This window comes from Rhizobium sp. Root1204 (assembly GCF_001424965.1).
Lineage (GTDB): Bacteria > Pseudomonadota > Alphaproteobacteria > Rhizobiales > Rhizobiaceae > Pararhizobium.
Genome location: NZ_LMCZ01000005.1, coordinates 153596 through 172242, shown reverse-complemented (window position 1 = coordinate 172242; position 18647 = coordinate 153596). Strand labels below are relative to the sequence as shown.

The 18647-nt window shown below is 59.0% G+C and carries 15 protein-coding genes and 1 pseudogene; 4 read left to right on the top strand and 12 right to left on the bottom strand.

The window, feature by feature from the left end; all coding sequences use genetic code 11:
- The first annotated feature begins 32 nt into the window (after positions 1-32).
- Positions 33-974 (top strand): LysR family transcriptional regulator, encoded by a 942-nt coding sequence (locus ASC96_RS07300; RefSeq protein ID WP_060502378.1) that lies wholly within the window; start codon positions 33-35, stop codon positions 972-974.
- On the opposite strand, the gene ASC96_RS07295 is transcribed toward ASC96_RS07300, so the two are convergent.
- The 8 genes and pseudogenes from ASC96_RS07295 to ASC96_RS07250 all read right to left on the bottom strand — a co-directional run bounded on the left by ASC96_RS07295 (position 975) and on the right by ASC96_RS07250 (position 11476).
- Complete coding sequence (locus ASC96_RS07295) at positions 975-1775, bottom strand: M55 family metallopeptidase (protein ID WP_060502377.1); 801 nt, start codon at positions 1773-1775, stop codon at positions 975-977.
- A complete protein-coding gene (locus tag ASC96_RS07290; RefSeq protein WP_060502376.1) occupies positions 1772-2809 on the bottom strand; it encodes a P1 family peptidase in 1038 nt (345 codons plus the stop codon). Before ASC96_RS07290 ends, ASC96_RS07295 begins: the two co-directional genes overlap by 4 nt.
- A 26-nt stretch (positions 2810-2835) precedes the next feature.
- The gene (locus tag ASC96_RS07285; RefSeq protein WP_060502375.1) at positions 2836-3687 is read right to left on the bottom strand and encodes a D-amino-acid transaminase; all 852 of its coding nucleotides are present in this window, start codon (positions 3685-3687) and stop codon (positions 2836-2838) included.
- A gap of 132 nt (positions 3688-3819) precedes the next feature.
- Positions 3820-5345, bottom strand: a pseudogene (locus ASC96_RS07280) (D-aminopeptidase).
- 372 nt (positions 5346-5717) lie between these two features.
- Entirely contained in the window at positions 5718-6806 is a 1089-nt protein-coding gene (locus tag ASC96_RS07270) for a glycosyltransferase family 4 protein (RefSeq protein ID WP_162246332.1), read from the bottom strand.
- Between the two features lie 132 nt (positions 6807-6938).
- Positions 6939-7919: a glycosyltransferase family A protein gene (locus tag ASC96_RS07265; protein WP_060502372.1), complete on the bottom strand. Its 981-nt coding sequence runs from the start codon at positions 7917-7919 to the stop codon at positions 6939-6941.
- A gap of 743 nt (positions 7920-8662) precedes the next feature.
- Positions 8663-9991, bottom strand: a complete 1329-nt coding sequence (locus ASC96_RS07255; RefSeq protein WP_060502370.1) for an FAD-binding oxidoreductase — start codon at positions 9989-9991, stop codon at positions 8663-8665.
- Between the two features lie 108 nt (positions 9992-10099).
- Complete coding sequence (locus ASC96_RS07250) at positions 10100-11476, bottom strand: aspartate aminotransferase family protein (RefSeq protein ID WP_060502369.1); 1377 nt, start codon at positions 11474-11476, stop codon at positions 10100-10102.
- Positions 11477-11836: 360 nt separating this feature from the next.
- Between ASC96_RS07250 and ASC96_RS07245 the strand changes: the two genes are divergently transcribed.
- From ASC96_RS07245 to ASC96_RS07235, 3 genes are read left to right on the top strand one after another with little or no spacing between them, the layout of a single operon-like run.
- Positions 11837-12502, top strand: coding sequence for a haloacid dehalogenase type II (locus ASC96_RS07245; RefSeq protein ID WP_060502368.1), 666 nt, complete (start codon positions 11837-11839; stop codon positions 12500-12502).
- 9 nt (positions 12503-12511) lie between these two features.
- Entirely contained in the window at positions 12512-13789 is a 1278-nt protein-coding gene (locus ASC96_RS07240; protein WP_060502367.1) for an FAD-binding oxidoreductase, read from the top strand.
- A 15-nt stretch (positions 13790-13804) separates the two neighbouring features.
- A complete protein-coding gene (locus tag ASC96_RS07235) occupies positions 13805-14158 on the top strand; it encodes a cupin domain-containing protein (protein WP_060502366.1) in 354 nt (117 codons plus the stop codon).
- An 89-nt stretch (positions 14159-14247) separates the two neighbouring features.
- On the opposite strand, the gene ASC96_RS07230 is transcribed toward ASC96_RS07235, so the two are convergent.
- The 4 genes from ASC96_RS07230 to argE form a co-directional block, all read right to left on the bottom strand.
- Complete coding sequence (locus tag ASC96_RS07230) at positions 14248-15099, bottom strand: GNAT family N-acetyltransferase (RefSeq protein ID WP_060502365.1); 852 nt, start codon at positions 15097-15099, stop codon at positions 14248-14250.
- A gap of 148 nt (positions 15100-15247) precedes the next feature.
- Complete coding sequence (locus tag ASC96_RS07225; RefSeq protein WP_060502364.1) at positions 15248-16174, bottom strand: glyoxylate/hydroxypyruvate reductase A; 927 nt, start codon at positions 16172-16174, stop codon at positions 15248-15250.
- A gap of 62 nt (positions 16175-16236) precedes the next feature.
- Positions 16237-17457: a M20/M25/M40 family metallo-hydrolase gene (locus ASC96_RS07220; protein ID WP_060502363.1), complete on the bottom strand. Its 1221-nt coding sequence runs from the start codon at positions 17455-17457 to the stop codon at positions 16237-16239.
- A gap of 27 nt (positions 17458-17484) precedes the next feature.
- Positions 17485-18636 (bottom strand): acetylornithine deacetylase, encoded by a 1152-nt coding sequence (gene argE, locus ASC96_RS07215; RefSeq protein ID WP_060502362.1) that lies wholly within the window; start codon positions 18634-18636, stop codon positions 17485-17487.
- Between the last annotated feature and the right edge of the window lie 11 nt (positions 18637-18647).

The window sequence follows — 18647 nt, the reverse complement described above, 5'->3', positions numbered from 1 at the left end:
TTCCGGGGTAAACAGGATCGGGGGAACGGTTTATGGAGATCAAGTGGCTGGAGGATTTCGTGACGCTTGCCGATACGTCCAGCTTTTCGCGGGCTGCTGAATTTCGCAATGTCACGCAGCCGGCCTTTAGCCGGAGGATCAAGCAGTTGGAGAGTTGGCTAGGCGCGACACTGATCAGCCGCGCCACCATGCCGGCCGAACTCACCCCCGCCGGACGTAATTTCCTTCCGGTCGCACAGGAAGCAATCCGTACCTTCTATGCAGCGCGTGAGACATTGCGCCCGTCGCACGAACCTGGCCTCATCCGCTTTGCCGCGCTGCATACGCTGACGGTCACTTTTTTCCCGGGTTGGGTGAAGGCGCTGGAAGACGCGGGCAGTACGTTCAGCACCTCGCTCATCCCTGACCGCGGTGGGATCGAAGCCAACCTCGATGCGCTTGTCAACGACGAGGCGGATTTCTTCCTGACCTATGCCCATCCGGAAGTGCCGTTTCACCTTGATCGCGGTCAGTTTGCCTCTCTGACTGTCGCTCATGACCGGCTGATCCCGCTGGTTTCGCCGGAGATCGTACTGTCGGGCAATGTACAGCCGGGCCGCAATCTCATTGACCGCGCTGTCGCGCAGCCGCGATTGGCCATTCCCTGCCTGAGTTATGGCCTCAATTCCTTCTTCGGGGTTGCGCTATCGCGCCTTTGGCTACGCCGCCCGCCCTTCCGGCGCCGCACGACACACGAAAATACAATCAGTGCTGGGCAAATGAATATGGCTGTGACGGGCGCAGGCGTATGCTGGCTGCCGGAAAGCCTGGCGCGCGACGAAATGCAGGCTGGCCGCCTGGTGCCCGCATCGGTAGACGAGGGCTGGAATCTCGACCTCGAAATCCGCCTCTATCGCCACGCCGCGAGCCGCAACAGAAAGGTCGAAGACCTCTGGCGCACAGCGGGGCAACTGTTGGAACGCGTGCCGGTCTGATCAGACCTTGAGGAAGACCAGTGCCCGCAGGATTTCGGCAAAATCCCTGTGTTCGAAGGCGACCGCACGGGGCCCGTGTGCACGAGCGCCGGGATACCAGCCGGCGCGATACGCATCCGTCGGATTGTTGAATTCGATGACCACCTCGTAGTGCTCCGGCATTGCGGGCAGTGCCTGCGCGAAATCGCCCGAGAGCGCCAAGGCTACGCCCTCGCGGATAAGGCGCCGCGACCATGCAGGCGAGATGGACGTTGAGGCGCGGCCCCGGCCGTCCAGCGTCTCCACGGCCGCGAGGCCCGGCACCATGGCCCGTGCCTCCGCGCAAATGCCGTCATCACCGGCCAGAAAAACGGAAGGCACCCCATAACCCGCAGCACACAGCGCATTGACGGTAAACTCGGACGCAACCTCGCCATTCAGCAGTAGCCGCGAAATGCGCAGGTTGGACGTATGGGCAAGCGGATTGGCCTCGCTGCCTGCCTTGGAGTGGTAGCCGGTATAAATGGCGGCGGCAAAGCCTTCGTCGAGCCCGAACATCATGGAGTCCGGATGGCCTGACCAGCCGCGCACGATCCGCGCGTAATCAGGCAACCGGTCGAGAATGAGATTGCGACCGCTGTCGTGGGCGTCCTTGATGACCACTTCCGTCGCGCCGGCAGAACGCGCGCCCTCGCAGGCGGCGACCACTTCGGCAGTCATCAAGGCCCGGAATTCGGCCCAGTCCGGGTGCGTGCGCTCGGTCTCGTCCCAATGGGCAATGCCGGCGGTTCCTTCGATATCGGCGGAGATAAAGACTTTCATGGCGTGGGGTTCTCCTTCAACCAGTCGGCAAGAGCGGGATAAATCCGGCCGTTGCGGGCCGGTGTGGCGGGGGCCATGCAGAGCGCGTTCAACACGGCCTCCTGCGTCGTCTCGGTGGCGGCTCGAAAGGCAATGTCGATGTTCTCATCGGCAAGCCGTTCCTGCGTGGCGAATGGTGTTGACGGGTCATGCGCCACCGGATCTGCGGTGGTGAAACACAGGACGACATCGCCACTGCCATGACCCCAGAAGGCGCCGAGCCGCGCAAGTCCTGCACCGCCGCGCCGCGCAACCCGTTGCAACTGGCGATCGCCGAGTGGCAGGTCTGTTGCCATGACGATGATGACCGAGCCCTGCTCGGGACTGGCAGGCGCGCGCGGATCGGGACGGCGGCCGTCTGGCAGGACGAGATCACCCGTTGCGCCGAAATTGGCGAGCACCAGAGTGCCGAGCGTGAAGTTGCGCTTGCCGATCCGCATTTGCCGCGAGGCCGTACCGATGCCGGCCTTGAACCCAAAGGCGGTCATACCCGAACCGGCACCCACCGCGCCCTGGTCCACAGGTCCAGTGCTGGCAGCGAGCAGCGCAGCTTCGGCGTCGGCTGATGTCACTGCCATCGCCTGAATATCATTGATGCTGCCGTCATTGCATTCGCAAACGAGTGCGTTGACCGTGGAGGTCTTTCGTCCGATGGCCGGATTGGCGGCGATGGCGCGGCGGATCAGCGCTTCCGTGCAGGCCGCAACCCCGAACGTGTTGGTAAGCAGGATCGGCGTCTCGATCGTTCCGAGTTCAGCAACCTGCATCAGGCCGGCCGACTTGCCAAAACCGTTGATGACCTCGACGGCGGCGCGTGGCTTCACGCGAAAAATGTCGCCGGCATGAGGCACGATAGCCGTCACGCCTGTGAAAAGCCCATCGCCGCGTACAGAGCTATGGCCAACCGAAACACCCGCGACATCGGTAATGGCATTGCCCAGACCCGGCTCAAGTCTCCCCTGCGGGATCAGTCCCAATTCGCGTGCCGTCTTCATGTTATCCCCCTGTCGTTCCGCCGTTCCTAGACCGGAACGCCCGCTGCTTCCAGATAGAGGGCCTGGAGTTTTCTGGTGATGGGACCGGGCTTACCGTCTCCGATCATTCGGCTGCCGATGCGCACGACGGGCATGACCAGGCTTGAGGCAGAGGTCTGGAAGGCTTCGGCGGAGCCTTGTGCCTCTTCGGGCGTGAAGGCGCGTTCCTCCAATTGTAGTCCCTCTGTGGCACAGAGCCGCGCAATGGCGCGCTGCGTGCAGCCCGGCAATGTTGCCTGCGAGGCGGCACGGGTCAGAATGCGTCCGTCGGCGGTAATGACATGAGCCGTCGATGATGCGCCTTCCGTCACCAGCCCGTTCTCGACCATCCAGACATCGTCGAAACCACTACCGCGCGCCGCCTGCTTGACCATGACCTGGCCGAGCAACATCGTCGTCTTGATGTCCCTCCGTTGCCAGCGCGGATCGTCCACCAACTTGACCGCTATGCCGTGCTGCTGCGCTTTCGTGCCCGTCAGCGTCTTCGCCTGGGTGAAGCCGACGAGACGCGGAGCCAGCGCATCGGAATAGAAAAAGTCACGATCCGCTTCGCCGCGCGAGACCTGCAGATAGACAGTGCCATCCTGCAGGGCGTTGCGCGCAATGAGTTCTGCCTGGACGCTGGCAATTTCCGCTCGGGAAAAAGCAAGGGGAATAGCAAGCTCCTTCAGTGAGCGTTCCAGGCGGTTGAGGTGCAGGTCGTTATCGATCATCCGCCCTCCGATCACCGCTGTCACTTCGTAGACGGAATCGCCGAACAGGAAGCCGCGATCAAAGAGCCCGATGCGGGCCTCCTCCTCCGGTACGAATTGACCGTGCACATAGACGATCCTGCCCATCTGTTCCTCTTGCCGCGCCAGTTGACCTTGGTGCGGACCATAGAAACGATTTGCGGCAGCTGACCAATTCAATTTGGGCAGCACCCTATGCAAAATTAGCCTAGGGCTTTAATTTTCAACCGGTTGGCGCCATTACGCGCACCGGTCATAGCTGATCCCGCGCGCCAGCCAGCAGCCAAGCGTCAGCCCGATGACATGACCGTCTTCATCGCGAATGACCTGCAACGTCCAGTCACCTGGCGCGGGCGCGTCCATGGACCGGCGCGTCACGACGATCCAGAGATCCGGCCCTGCAGGCCTGATGATCTCAGGCCGCCGATACCCAAAAAACCTTCCGCCGTGAGATAAGCGGCGCCGTCCCGGTGCTCAATGACGATATCCGCCGCAAGCTCCGCCGAACGGTAGCGCCCTGCAATTTCCACATCCGCGACTGGCGTCGCGGCGGGCACCGGCACCAGTCTTTCGGAAAAATTCTCCTGCGGGCGCTGCATGAGGAGATCTGCGCCCTCTTGACTGACGCTGACGTCAAGGGAGGCAAGCTTCCCCTCTGGCGTTTCCTGCAGCGCCTCGACCGAAGTCCCGAAGCGGAGGCTTACCGTTTCGTATCCCGTTTCAAGCCGCGCAAGCAGGCCGGTCTCATGGCTGATCCATTGGCCCGCATAGCGTTTGTGCAGCGGCCGCGATACGGGATGCGGCAGGCCGAGTGCGGCCCTCAGCACCTGCTGAGCTGCTCCATGGGCATCGCCCTGGTGGTTGAACATGACCACAACGGAAAGCCGCGCTTGTGTCGAGCAAATCCGATGAGCGCGGAAGCCGCGCAGGGCACCACCGTGACCGGTAAAGGTGAAATCACCAACCTGCGAATGCTTGAGGCCGAAACCATAGGCGGCAGGTGTCCCATCGCGGAAGCTTTGGGGTGCCGCGATCCGCTGATAGAGGCTGTCCGGGTCCTCGCGCGTCGCGTCAATCCAGCATTCATAGGCAAGCATGTCATCAAGCGAGGCGGAAATGCCCGCATCGCCCCGCCAATAGATCCCATTTTCCGCCGGCAGGTATCCCGTTGCATCATTGCCTTCATAACCGGTCACGCCGTCTTCCGGCTGCCTCGTATCAGCGGTCAGCGTGGCGCCCGCCATACCGGCCGGTTGCCAAACATGCCGGGCATAGAGCGCTTCGAGCGCCTCCCCGGAAACCTCTTCCACCAAATCGGCAATGAGCCGGAAATTTCCGTTGCTGTAGGAATAGCGCGTACCCGGCGCAAAGTGCGCGGTGCGCGTGCGCCAGAGGACCGACGTTCCATCCGCCCGCGAGAAGGTTTGCTCAGCCTTTGCGCCATGCAAAACGGTCAACGCCCAATAGTCACGCAGGCCAGACTGGTTGTTGCAAAGGTCGCGCACAAGCGGTAGCGGCCCCTCGAAATTCGGCAGGTGGTCTGCAAGACGTGCATCCAGATGCTCGGGCTGCCCGCAGGTTGCCAACAGGGTCGCGCAGGTGAATTGTTTCGAGATTGAGCAGATTGGCAGCCGTGTCTGCGGCGTCATCCGGCTTCGCGTATCGAGGTTGGAAAAACCCCAGGCATGGCGGGCGATGACACGCCCTTGACTTACCACGCCAACAACGCCGCCAGGCCCCTGGAACTGAACGGGAATGCTATCCATTTCCGCATGGAACTGCTTGCCGTCGATCATGCCCTGCTGAACTTTCGTCTGCTGCGAAGCCGTGCAACCAGCGCTCGCCCTGATTCTATTTTTTGGGATACTGTTCCATGGCTGATGGCATCGCAACGGGCAAAATCCTGCTTCGATATTCTCGCGATTCTGTTTCCCGTTGCTCGGTCAATCACCGGCCCGTCAGTTGATTACGGCGTGGGAACGTGCTGCCACGGCGCTTGGCGGTTTCATTGTTGCATCGCCGGAAATGAGATTTGTCTATCCTGCCGTCAACAAGGACTGGGCAAACTGCGGGCGTTCGTCTCGTCGCCGGTCCGCCCGCCGGACGGCGCACAACCTGCTCGCCAGTTTTATCGCCGCTTAGACAAACGTCCTAGCCGCTCTGACACAAGCGCCTTCCAGTATTTTCTGTAATATCTCTGTTTGAATGTCCGAGTTGAAACGGCTGGCCGCTCTTTCCATGGCGGCATTGCCATATTTCCTGCGCAAATCCTCATCCGCAGCCAACAAAGCCATCGAGCTTGCCATCCTGCCAACGTCGCCCTCGTCAATGAGGAGTCCCGTCACCTTATCGATCACAAGGTCCGAAATTCCGCCCACCGGCGTTGAGATTGTGGGTAATCCACATGACATAGCTTCCACAATCGAGACGGGAGATCCCTCTTTTCTCAGAGAATGCTGAATGAAGATGTCATGCTTCGCCATTTGATGCGCAAGTTCAAGCTGGCCTACGTAACCATGAAAAATAACGCGGTTGGTTAGATTCAGTTTCGCGACCAGCTGTTCAAGATCAGAGCGCTGAGGACCATCACCGAAAACACTCAGGCGGGCTGCCGGGAAAATTTTAAGAAATTTGGAAAATGCAGCAATCGATAGGTGGCAACCTTTTTCCTCTGCCAATCGAGAGGCCATAATGAAATTTAGCTCTGAATTGCCGAGATCACGTACGGGATGGAATACGGAGATGGGCGCTCCGCACGGTACGACGTGTATCTTATGACTGGGAACACCATGTTTGAGGAGCCAATCACGTTCTGCATTCGTGACAACAACCACCGCAGCGAAATGTTCCAGGCAGGCGCGTAGACTCCAGCGATACCATCTGTTGGTTTTAAATAAAAAGTCGCCGTGCAAATAAGCGACAAGAGGTACCTTTTGTTCAAGGGCAACCGGCAATAGTCGCATCGCCATGTCACCAAAATAGCAAAGTATAACCCCTGGATGTAGTTGCGCCATTAATTCCGCGATCTGCCGGCGCTCCTTTCCAACGGATGCGTAGAAGTTCCCGGACATGGCCGTTCTGGACCTGTGAAGCCAACGGCCACGGTTATCATAAGGGGCTGGGTCGCCGGAAATTTGGAATTCTTCGAAATCGTTTCGTGGCTGACTGACTGTGTTCTCGCGTTTCCACCAAACGACTTGCTTCTTAAATCCTTGGATCCCGCTCACTTGCCGCCATATCCATGGTTGGCCGCTCGCACCGAATTGACGCGTCACTATCATGAGGTTTGGGCAAGGCGGAGCTGACCTGCCAGGTTCGTTGGTAGGCATCTGTTGCTTCATGGCAAGCGTCCTCAATTGTCAATCAAGCTGCGCATTTGGGCGCCTTGGAGAGCGGGGAAATATCTGCAAACATTTCTTTAAATTCAGCTTGACCCACGATTTTGAAAGTCGTGAAACCGGTGATATCGACAGCCCGTATCTTTCCAGATCTTTGCAAGCTTCACTTTCGTTCAAGTTTAATGCGGCGCTTGCGTAGTTAAACGCCTCTTTGGCAAGCATATATATCGACTTTTTATGTGTAAAAACCGGGACTTCCATCAAGTGGGAGTTTTCCTTGAAGAAATAGCGCAATGCTGCTTCTCTTTGGATCAGGTCCGGAAGCCAACCGTGAACCTGATATGATTTTGACATGTTCGTTTTGTGTTGCCGGTAGATTGCCTGATATTCGTTCAATATCCCGACGGAGCCATGGGCGGCAAAGCGGAGCCACATCTCCATGTCTCCCGAATGCGGAAGCTCCTGCTTGTATCCGCCGAGAAGCTTTTGGAGCTTTGTTCGGACAACGGCAGTCGGAGTAGGGACAATGTTTCGCGCGGCGGCTAACCTTATGAACGCGTGCCCGTGTAGAATTTGAGTCTTGCTAGGCGTTCGAGGGAAGTGCTCACCCGCCTCCTCAATCCGCTCATCGTCCCAGCGGTGGGCTCTGCCAAAAGTAAACCCGACCTCGGGGTTGGCATCCATGACGGCTGTCGATAATGCGAGAGAGTCCGGCATCAAGAAATCATCGGCCGATAACAGGAGGGTGTAATCGGCTTCCGCCCAATCCAACCCCTCATTGTATGTGCGTATATGCCCAATGTTAGAACTGTGCCTTGTATGGAGCACATTATTGTATTTACTAGATAATTCTGAGGCTATTTCATACGTATCGTCCGGTGAATTGTCGTCTATGATGAGGACCCTGGTGTCTACTCCGGCTTGACTGACAACGCTTTCAACGCTTCTGCGAAGGTATTTCCCGTAATTGTAACAAGGAATAACAACATCCACGGTTGCCATTTATCTGTATTCCTTCCCACTTGCGGTGTAGTGAATTGTAATTATTATTTAATAACGTGAATATATTTCGGTATAATATTTATAATATACTTGTATGAATTTGTTTGTTGGCGCGATTTTGAGGTCGCTTTCGACGTTTCGAGCGTCTCGAAAATGCTCCAATTGTGGGATCCCTCTCGGACTCAAATGGCAGCACGCGGAATGTATATGGCTCAACGGTTTCGGTGGGCATATATGCGCCCTCCCTTGGTGTGTTTGCACGACACAATATCAACGGCGCTCTTGTGGGAGCAATTACTCCATTGTGATGAAGCTCAGTTGGCGGGCTCATGACGGCGTATGAGGTGGTTATCTTTGTCGCTTTGGAGATGGTTTCAAACCAATGAAGGTTATGGCACTTATCCCTGCGCGACTGCTGAAACGCTCGATGACGGTATGCGAGCGGACGTTCAAGCTAAAAGAAGCCGATGCCCGATCGTATGGTTATAAGCCGGAGATCGCTCATGTGACCGATAAATTCGCTGCATTGCCAACAGCCAGCACGCTCGGGGGCGTTGCCCCTGGACTAGCCAAGTTGAAAATGTGGATGGCAGCTCTGTGCAATCGCCGATCAACATGCGGGCCTCTCGTCTGAGATGATCTTTCAGGATGCAGAGCATCTCGTCCAGTAAACCAATTCCTGTCTCGATGGGACATGCTGGATTTGATCGCTCCCCCTCGCAATCTGCCAAACTAGTGCCTGGTCAGAACTCCGAAACCTTACCCCACGACATTTTACTGAAACGCTCCAGCTTATAGTGAGCCGGATCCACCAATGTGGCCTGCCCGGTCAGCATCTGCGCGACAAGCAAGCCCGCCCCCGGGCCGATGCCAAATCCGTGCCCGGAAAAGCCGGCCGCAATCATGAAGCCCGGAATATGATCCACCGCGCCGATCACTGGCACACCGTCCGGGGTGCTGTCGATATACCCGGCCCAGGTCGCCTGCACCGGGTTTGCAGACAATCCCGGCAACAGCTTTCGCGCTCGTGCCAAAGTGTCCTCGGCAACCGCGCGGTTCGGCCGCGGATCGAGAATGCGCGCACGTTCCATTGGTGTCGGACGATCAAGCTTCCATATGCGGCGGCTCTCGTGGCCCCAACCCCAGCCTTGTAGGCTGCCGGCCGAAAGATTGCCCCAGCGGCGGGCAAACATCGGCAGAAAGGCTTTCGCGTAGCGAATGTTCTGCGGCGTCGGGTCCAATTGCGCGCGGCCGGAAACTGCCAGCGTCCAGCCACCATCGCCGCGTGCCGTTACCGATACATCCTTGGTATGAAGCGCTGGCGGAATATCGCCTGCGGCGCCGGGGCTGATGGAAAGAATGGTGGAGCGTGTCGAAGCCTGCGGCATTCCGATACCCAGTTGATGACAGAAGGACGACGCCCAGGCGCCGCCGGCAACAACCACCTGCGATGTCGCGATCATTCCCTTTTCCGTCACCACACCGCTGACGCGACCGGCTGAAAGTTCCACGCCCCGCGCCGCGCATTCCTGTAGAACGGCGCCACCGTACTTCATCACACCGAGTGCCAGAACGGGTGCGGCGCGGGCGGGATCGGCGATACCGTCATCCTGCGAAAACACGCCACCCTTCCAGGCTTTACCGGTTGCCCGGCCGCGTTCTGCCGCCTCCTGTGGGCTCAGCATGAAGGTGCGCACACCTTGGGTGATGGCGAAGTCGCGCCATTTGGCCCAGCCTTCGATTTCACTTCCGCTGTCAGAAAGATAGGTCAGCCCACAACGACGGAAACCGGCGTCCTCGCCGATCTCCGCGGCCAGCCTGTCCCAGAGTTCGAGGCTTTTCGTCGCCATCGGCAGTTCGCGGGCATCGCGGTTTTGCTGGCGGCACCAACCCCAGTTGCGGCTCGATTGCTCGGCGCCGATCCGGCCCTTTTCCAGGAGCACGACGTTGAGGCCTGATCGTGCCAGATAATAGGCGGCGGAGGTGCCGACGATTCCGCCCCCGATCACCACTGCATCGGCACGGGCCGGTACATCGGTTCCGGTGGCAATCGTCATCAAGGGCGCAGGCATGAAACTCTCCAGAGAATACAGGCAGTGTCGTTAGCCCACGACCGCAGTCCGGTCGCGGTGGAGATAAGGATGTGTGCGGCAGACACTGCGCTGCCGCATCTACCGGTATTAGCGGATCCCGGCGCGGACATCCGGATCTTCGAGTGTCAGATCAAGTACATGGCGCGTCCGCTCGATAATGGCATCGATCTCCGCGTTGGTGCAGCAGAGCGGCGGTGCATAACCGATGACGCCCCAGGCGAAGGCGCGGATGACGAGGCCTGCATCCCAAGCGCGATCGAAGATGCGCGCCGAAGGCAGAGAAGCGGCCGGCAGTGGCGTCTTTTTGGCCTTGTCGGTGGTCAACTCGATTGCAGCCAGCATGCCGCGGCCGCGCACATCACCGACCAGCGGATGATCCTTGAGCGAATGCAGGCCGGCCTGCAGGCGTTCACCCATACGACGGCCGTTTTCCAGCAGTCCACCTTCGTAGAGATCAAGGACAGCGAGGCCCACGGCGGCGGAAACCGGATGCGCGGAATAGGTATAACCATGGCCCACAGCAGTCTTGCCGGCACCATCAGCGATTGTCTGATAGACCTTTTCCGACATGAATACTGCGCCCATCGGTACATAGGCTGAAGTCAGGCCCTTGGCAGTGGTGATCATGTCCGGCACGATATCGTCTTCGCTGCAGGCAAAAAGCGGACCGGTGCGGCCGAAAGCGGTGATGACCTCATCAACGACGAAGAGGATATCCAGTTCGGCGCAAAGAGCGCGCATCGCCTTCATCCAGCCCTTTGGCGGCACGATGACACCACCCGAGCCCTGGATCGGTTCGGCATAAAACGCCGCGACACGCTCGGGACCGCCCAGTTCTTCGACCTTGGCCAGCAGTTGCGCCTTCGACTGTGCGATAATGTCAGTCGCGCCCTCCCCCACCGGGTTGCGATAGGGATAAGGCGACGGAATTTTATGCTGCCAGTCGTAAGGAACACCGAAACCAGCATGGAAAGCCGGGATGGCGGTTAGGCCTGCACCGACTGTAGAGGAACCGTGATAGCCATATTCCAGCGTTACAAACTGGTCTTTCTGCGGCAGGCCGCGAGCGTGCCAGTAATAACGGACGAAACGCACGGTGCTGTCTACCGCATCGGAACCACCGAGTGTAAAATAGACATGGTTCAAGTCACCCGGTGCATGATCGGCTAGACGCGCTGCCAGCCGGATCGCCGGTTCCGAACCGAGACCGAAATAGCCGGTCGCATAGGGCAGTTCGCGCATCTGCTGCATTGCAGCCTCAATGACGCTTTCCTGGCCATAACCGGCATTGACGCACCAAAGGCCGGCAAAACCGTCAATCAACTCCTTACCGGAAGCATCACGCACTTTGGCGCCCTGCCCGGAGGCCAGCACGCGTACGCCTGCCGCTTCATGACCACGCCAGCTGGCAACCGGATGGATAAGGTGACGGCGATCGAGTTCGACGAGAGAATTGGACAGCATGATCGTTTCCGGTTGTTTAGCCCGACCCGCACGTTCAGGTGAGCAATGGAGCCCTTTGATTTGCTCCGATTATCCGGCCTGGATCGCGCACTGTCCGATTGATTGACCGGCTGGCACGAAAGATTGCGCTGTTCGCAATCGATGAAGCCGAAGGATATGCCGCTCATGGTTCGGTTCATCATCCATCAAGGACAGGGCGCAGTCTGGCCTTCCGCAAGATCGTTCCGCGGCAACAGCAAGATACGGTGTTTTGTGCTTTCGCCGGCCCGCAATGCGGCCGGTCCATCTTCGATACGCCCCTAGGATTTGTCCCAGGAGCCCGGGAGGCTCGCCAACGCTCGCAACACAGGAATTCCCGCCATGACCTTCCGTCCGAAGTTCGTTACCTTCGATTGTTACGGCACGCTCACCAACTTCGACATGGCGGGCGCGGCACGGCGCATTTACGGCAACGACCTGCCGGAGCCGGAAATGCTCGCTTTCATCAAGAGCTTTTCCGCCTACCGCCTCGACGAAATTCTTGGTGCCTGGAAACCCTACGCGGACGTGGTTCACAACGCCGTCGAGCGCACCTGCAAGAGGCATGGCGTGATGTTCAAGGCTGACGATGCCAAGCGCATCTATGAGGAAGTGCCAACCTGGGGGCCGCATGCTGATGTGCCAGCTGGCCTGGCCGCCGTTGCCAAGGAAATCCCGCTCGTCATCCTTTCCAATGCGATGAAGAGCCAGATCATGTCCAATGTCGAAAAGCTTGGTGCGCCCTTCCATCTGGTTCTGACGGCAGAAGAGACCGGCAGCTACAAGCCGCAGATGAATGGCTTCGAATACATGCTCGACACGCTCGGCTGTGGCCCGGAGGACATTACCCATGTCTCTTCCTCGTTCCGCTACGACCTGATGACCGCGCACGACCTCGGCATCACGTCGAAGGTCTGGGTCAACCGCAAGCACGAGCCAGCCAACCCGTTCTACGAATATAGCGAAATCAATGACATCGGCGGTCTACCAGGCGTCTTCGGCCTGTGAGGAGATGAGATGAAATACCTCTCCTACTGGCACGATACGGCTCCCACCTTCGAAGCGGCATCGCTCGATGCCGGCGGCGGCAGTTTCGACTATGCGGTCATCGGCGCGGGGCTCACCGGGCTTGGTGCCGCGCGCAAGCTGGCTCAGGAGGGACATTCCGTCGTGGTACTTGAGGCAGAGACCGTTGGCTTCGGGGCCTCGGGCAGGAACGGCGGACATCTTAACAACGGCATTGCCCACAGTTACGCCCATGCCCGTGAGACCTTTGGCGCCGATAAGGCACGGGCGATCTACAGGGCCTTCGACGATGGCATCGCCACCATCGAGCGGATCATTGCGGAAGAAAATATCGACTGTAACTTTCGCCGTTCCGGCAAGCTGAAGCTCGCCTCGAAACCGGCCCATTACGAAAACCTCGCCCGCAATTTCGAAGCACTCCACAGCGATGCCGACCCGGATACGGCAATGCTCAGCCGCGCCGACCTGGTGAACGAGGTCCGCTCAGACGCCTTTCACGGTGGCATGCTGCAGACGAAAAGCGCAATGATGCATATGGGGCGTTTTGTCAGCGGGCTGGGAACCGCCGCCGCCCGCCACGGTGCTGTCGTTCACGAGCATACGCCGGTAACGGGGCGTGAGCGCGAAGGCAATGTCTGGCGACTGAAGACGCCGCACGGCGATATTCTCGCTGGGAAAGTATTGCTGGCGACCGGAGCCTATACCACCGCGGCCTTCCCTTTTTTCCGCCGCCGTATCATTCCGGTCGGCAGTTTTCTGATCGCCACACGGCCGCTGACGGATGACGAAGTGGCGGCAACGGTGCCGGGTCAACGCACCTACGTCAACACTATGAATGTCGGCAATTATTTCCGTCTCGCACCGGACAACCGGCTTATCTGGGGCGGACGTGCACGCTTTTCGGCAAGTTCGGATCAACGGTCGGATGCCAAGGCCGGCGCCATCCTGCGCGACAGCATGGCAAAGATCTTTCCGCACCTAGCTGATATCGGCATCGACTATTGCTGGGGCGGACTGGTCGATATGACCAAGGATCGCTATCCGCGCGCCGGCAAAGCCGACGGTCTCTATTACGCCATGGGCTATTCCGGCCATGGCGCACAACTCGCCACCCATATGGGTGAAATCATGGCCGATCTGATGACCGGCCGCATCAACCGCAACCCCTGGGATGGTCTCGCCTGGAACGCTGTTCCCGGTCATTTCGGCAAGCCTTGGTTTCTTCCCCTGGTCGGCGCCTATTATAAGGCGCTCGACCGCTTCCAATAAATTCAGGAGCAATACATGAGCCTTCTCATCAAATTCGATCAGTCCAAACTCGGCACGCCGACGGTGAAGAAATGTGATCCGGACAAGCTTATCGAAGGTGATCCCACTTACAGCACATGGGCTTTCGACGATGCCCGCAGCGGCGAAGTCATCACCGGCATCTGGGAAGCCACGCCGGGTTCAAACCATTCCATCAAGGGCGAAAAATTCGAGTTTTGCCATTTGCTCGAAGGTGTTGTCGAACTGACCGAACAGGGCCATGCACCGCGCATTTTCCAGAAGGGCGACAGCTTCATGATGAAGCCCGGTTATGTCGGTACCTGGAAGACGATAGAGACCGTTCGCAAGATCTACATCATCGTCGGTTGATCTGAACAAACAAGCTCCCCCAACGATTAGGCCCGGAGACATCGCTGTCTCCGGGCTTCTTTTTGATCCTTGCAATGGAAGTTGAAGCGTCAGCACAAGGCCTGGCTGGCCAACGCATAGACGCGCGCCTCGCCAGCCACATCGACACCTTCGGCTCCTGGCCGCGTCATGGCGATACCGCCGCCGACATGCACCAGCCCAGCTGCTTCGACCAATGCGGCGTCACCTGCAGCAGCCTCTGTCAGATCGATACGCAGAAACTCTCCTTCGTGGCGTTTTATGGAGGCGTTGAGAAGAATTCGGTACGCCTCATCGTCACGCGCCACCAGCGGCCCGAGAATGTAACCACGGCCGAACGGGCGGGAGGCGGCGAAGCCGCGCAAACCGTTTTGGTCGCGAAGTAGCAGAAACGGTTTTTCGGCGATCAGTTTCGCCATCAGCGCACTCCGATCCAGGCCGAGCGCTGCCTTGTCGAGGGCGATCAGATCGGCGAGATTGTCGTGGGTCGCCTCGCTCACCTCTGCCGTCGCGGCGACGGCTTTGACCAAACCTTGATGCTGCCGGATTCTTCCAGTCGCGACGAAGCCGAGTTTTTCGTAAAGCGGCAGACCCGACTGGGTGGCGATCAGCCGGTATTCGCGCCCACCCGCTTGCTCCAGGAGCCTTTCAATCAGCCGGCGGCCGAGCCCAAGACCACGCAGGGCCGGATCGACAATAATCATGTTACAGGTGGCAGCCGTATTGCCATAGGGCGTCAGCACCGCCGTTCCCACCAGCTTGCCGTCACGGATCGCACCGACGCCCTGGCTGATATCCAGCAAGAACTGCCAGTCTTCCACGCGATGCGGCCAGGATTCCTGTGATGAAAGGCGTTGAGCTTCCACCGTATCGGCAAGGCCCAGATCGACGATGGTGATGTCAGAAGCGGTAATGGTCTGCATGATGCCTCCACTGCGATAACACCCGATCATCGCACACGTTGTCCGGTGTAAGGCTTCGGCGAGGGCGTCATGGCCGCATTTTCTGCCAAGTTTTGGAGGTGTGCCGGCTATTGCTGCCTGAGGGCGGCATACCGCCTGCGATCGCGGATCAATATCCGTGGTTCGGATCGACAAGCCCCTTGGGTATTTCTCCAGAAAGATACCGGCGAATGTTGGCGATCGTCGCTTCGGCCGCGCTTTCCGGCCGGCTGTGACCGGCGATATGCGGCGTCAGCACCACATGCGGATGCGACCACATCCGATGGCCGGGCGGCAGCGGTTCCGGGTCGGTCACATCCACGAAAGCGCCGGAGAGATGGCCGCTGTCGAGCGCATCGAGAAGCGCGTCTTGATCGAGATGGCCACCACGACCCGCATGCACGAGGCCGGCACCCTTCGGCAATTGTGCGAAAAGACCAGCATTCAGGATATGGCGGGTCTCCTTCGTCAGCGGCAGCAGGCAGACGAGGATATCGGTCCCAGCCAGCATGTCGCGCAAACCATCGGCTCCATTGTAGCAATCGACACCCTTGATGCTTTTTTGCGTGCGGCTCCATCCTGAGAGTTTGAACCCGAAGGGCTGCAGCGCATTGACCGTCGCCATACCGAGTTCGCCCATGCCGAGAATACCGACTCGCCGCTGGTCCGGCCAGACGAAATCCCGCGTCTTCCAGATCTGTTGCCGCTGCTGCGCCAGAAATGCCGGCAGATCACGATGCAGACCGAGCACCCCCATGACCACGTAATCACGCACCAGCGTGGTAACGCCCTCTTCGATCATTCGCACAACTTTTGCACCGGGCGGAATCTCGGCGCCGGTCATCTGGTCGATGCCCGCACCTGTCGAGAAGATCAGTTTGAGATTGGGGTATCGCGCAGAAAGATTGTCCGGGAAAGTCCAGGCCATCAGGTAGCGCACATCGGCCGGATCGGCCTCCTCTGCCGAGCCAGCAAAGCCAATCTCCGGCATGTCGCGCTTAAAAATCTTGCGAAATGTCTCGACGCGTCCCGGATAGGACAGAATCTGAAAAGTCATTGCTTCTCCACAGGCTTTGAGGCACTCCCGCGCTCGACAGGCGGGGCTCTGCCCAAGAAGGTTCAGTCTTCCAAATCGGTGATGCTGAGGACCACTGCCAGAAGCGCATGCAGCGATTTCAGCTGCCCTTCGCGTTCCACGTCGATCCATTCGTCAAGCGAATGCACCCGGCCGCCGGCATCTGGACCGAAGCCCGAGCCGACGCAGACCGCCGGCACGCCGAGGCTGATCGGAATGTTCGCGTCGGTGGACGACGCCATCAAGGACGGTTCGAAACCGAACGCTTTTATCGCGTCGATGCTGGAGGTGACGATCGCCGAATTCGCGGCAACGGTACCTGCCGGTCGATGGCCGATACGCCTGGCTTCGACGGTGACCGGGCCGGACGAAATGTCAGCGCGGGCGTTTTCGGCAGCAACCGCGTTTTCGAGCATGGCATGGAACTCGCCGTCAATCCGGTCCAGCTCCGATTGCGAGAGCGAGCGAAGATCGAGTTCGAACCACACGGTTTCAGGCGTTGCGTTGATCGAAGTGCCGCCGCCGAACACGGATGGGGTCGCCGTCGTTTTGGGTTCGGTTGGCAGATACAGTTTCGACAGGCCGGTCAGCACTTCCGCCATGGCATAGGCGGGGTTGACTGTGCCGAAGGCGCCGTAGCTGTGACCGCCCGGGCCATTAAAAGTGACGCGGTAACGGTAGGAACCGACCGCCTGATTGACGATACTCGCCATCTCCGGCCCATCGACGGAAATGAACGCGTCAATTCGGTCTCGATATTTACCTTCGGTGAACAGGTGACGGATACCGCGCAGGTCGCCCTTGCCCTCTTCGCCGACATCACCAACGAACAGGATCGTCTTTTTCGGCCGGATACCGGACTGTTTGATGGCCCGCATCAGTGTCAGGTTTGCCGCAAGACCGCGGGTGTCGTCACCGATACCCGGCGCGAAGAGTTTTGTGCCCTCTCGGCGGACAGTGACGTCGGTTCCCTCGGGAAAGACCGTATCGAGATGCGCCGCGACAACCAGATACCCGTCATTGCCGGTGCCGCGGATCAGGCCGCAAACATTGCCGATCTCGTCGCTGGCGACCTCTTCGAGCCCGGCCTCCCTCATCATTTCCAGATAGGCGGCGGCCTTGCGCTCTTCCTTAAAGGGTGGAGCAGGGATTTCGGTGAGCGTGATCAATTCCGCAATGAAACGGTCAAAACCGGCATCGATATGGTCGAGAGCCTGTTGGAAACCAGCGTGTTTGAGAACGTTCTTAGTCACCACATTGGTCATGAAGCAGCTTTCCTTGATATGTTCTTGTCAGGCATCGCGGCACAATTCCGCACCGAGACCGCGCAGCATCGCCATGCAATCCCGCAATTCGGACTGAAGGATAAATTCATCCGGCCCATGCGCCCGCGCAATGTCGCCCGGTCCACAAATGATCGAAGGAATGCCGGCCTGATGGTAAAGGCCCGCCTCGGTACCATAACTGACCGCTTGCACGGAAGACCTGCCGCTCAGCCTTTCCATCAACTCGACAAACCCTCGATCCTCACACGGCGGCAGTGCCGGATAGCTGGAGGTTTCCCGCCATGCCGCCGAGAGGTTACGGCCCGCTGTTTTCGCTTCGGCATTGAGCGCATCGATGTGTTCGATGATCGGCGCGCTTAGCGAACGTGGGTCGATACCCGGTATCGCACGTGCTTCGAACTGAATTTCCGCGCTATCGGGAATGATATTGACCGCCGCTCCACCCCGCACGACACCGGCCTGACAGGTGGAATGGGCCGGTATGAACCGCGCGTCAAAAGGCCCGTCATGTTCCATGCTCTCGGCCATGCCACGGATATGCAGCAGCATATCGGCTGCGGCGTAAATGGCATTTTCGCCGAGCGTCGGATTGGAGGAATGCCCCGCCTTGCCGGTGAAGCGCAGTTCCAGCGCCTGCTTGCCCTTGTGTGAAAGAACCGGGTGTATGCCGCTCGGCTCGCCGATGATAGCGCCCATTGGCGGTGCGCATAACTCCGGCAACCGGGCAATCATATGCCCAACGCCGCGACAGCCGATTTCTTCGTCATAGGAAAAAGCCAGATGCACCGGCCGGCGCAACTGCATGGCGGCGAACTCCGGTGCCATGGCCAGCATGCAGGCGAGAAAACCCTTCATGTCGGTCGTGCCGCGTCCTGTCAGCTTTTCGCCATGCACGGCAAGCCGAAATGGATCGGTCGCCCAGATCTGATTGTCGACAGAAACGACATCGCTGTGGCCCGAAAGGATGTAACCCGGTTGGTCACGCGGGCCGATCGTCACAAACAGGTTGGCCCGATCCCCTTCCGGCCCCGGCAGCAAGCTCACTTCGACGCCATCATGCTGGAGATGCGCGAGCAGGCAATCGGTGACCACGCCATTCGGCGTGCCGGGCAGCGAAGGGATCGCCACCAGATCCGCCAGTATTTGCTGAACACACATCCGGGCCATCA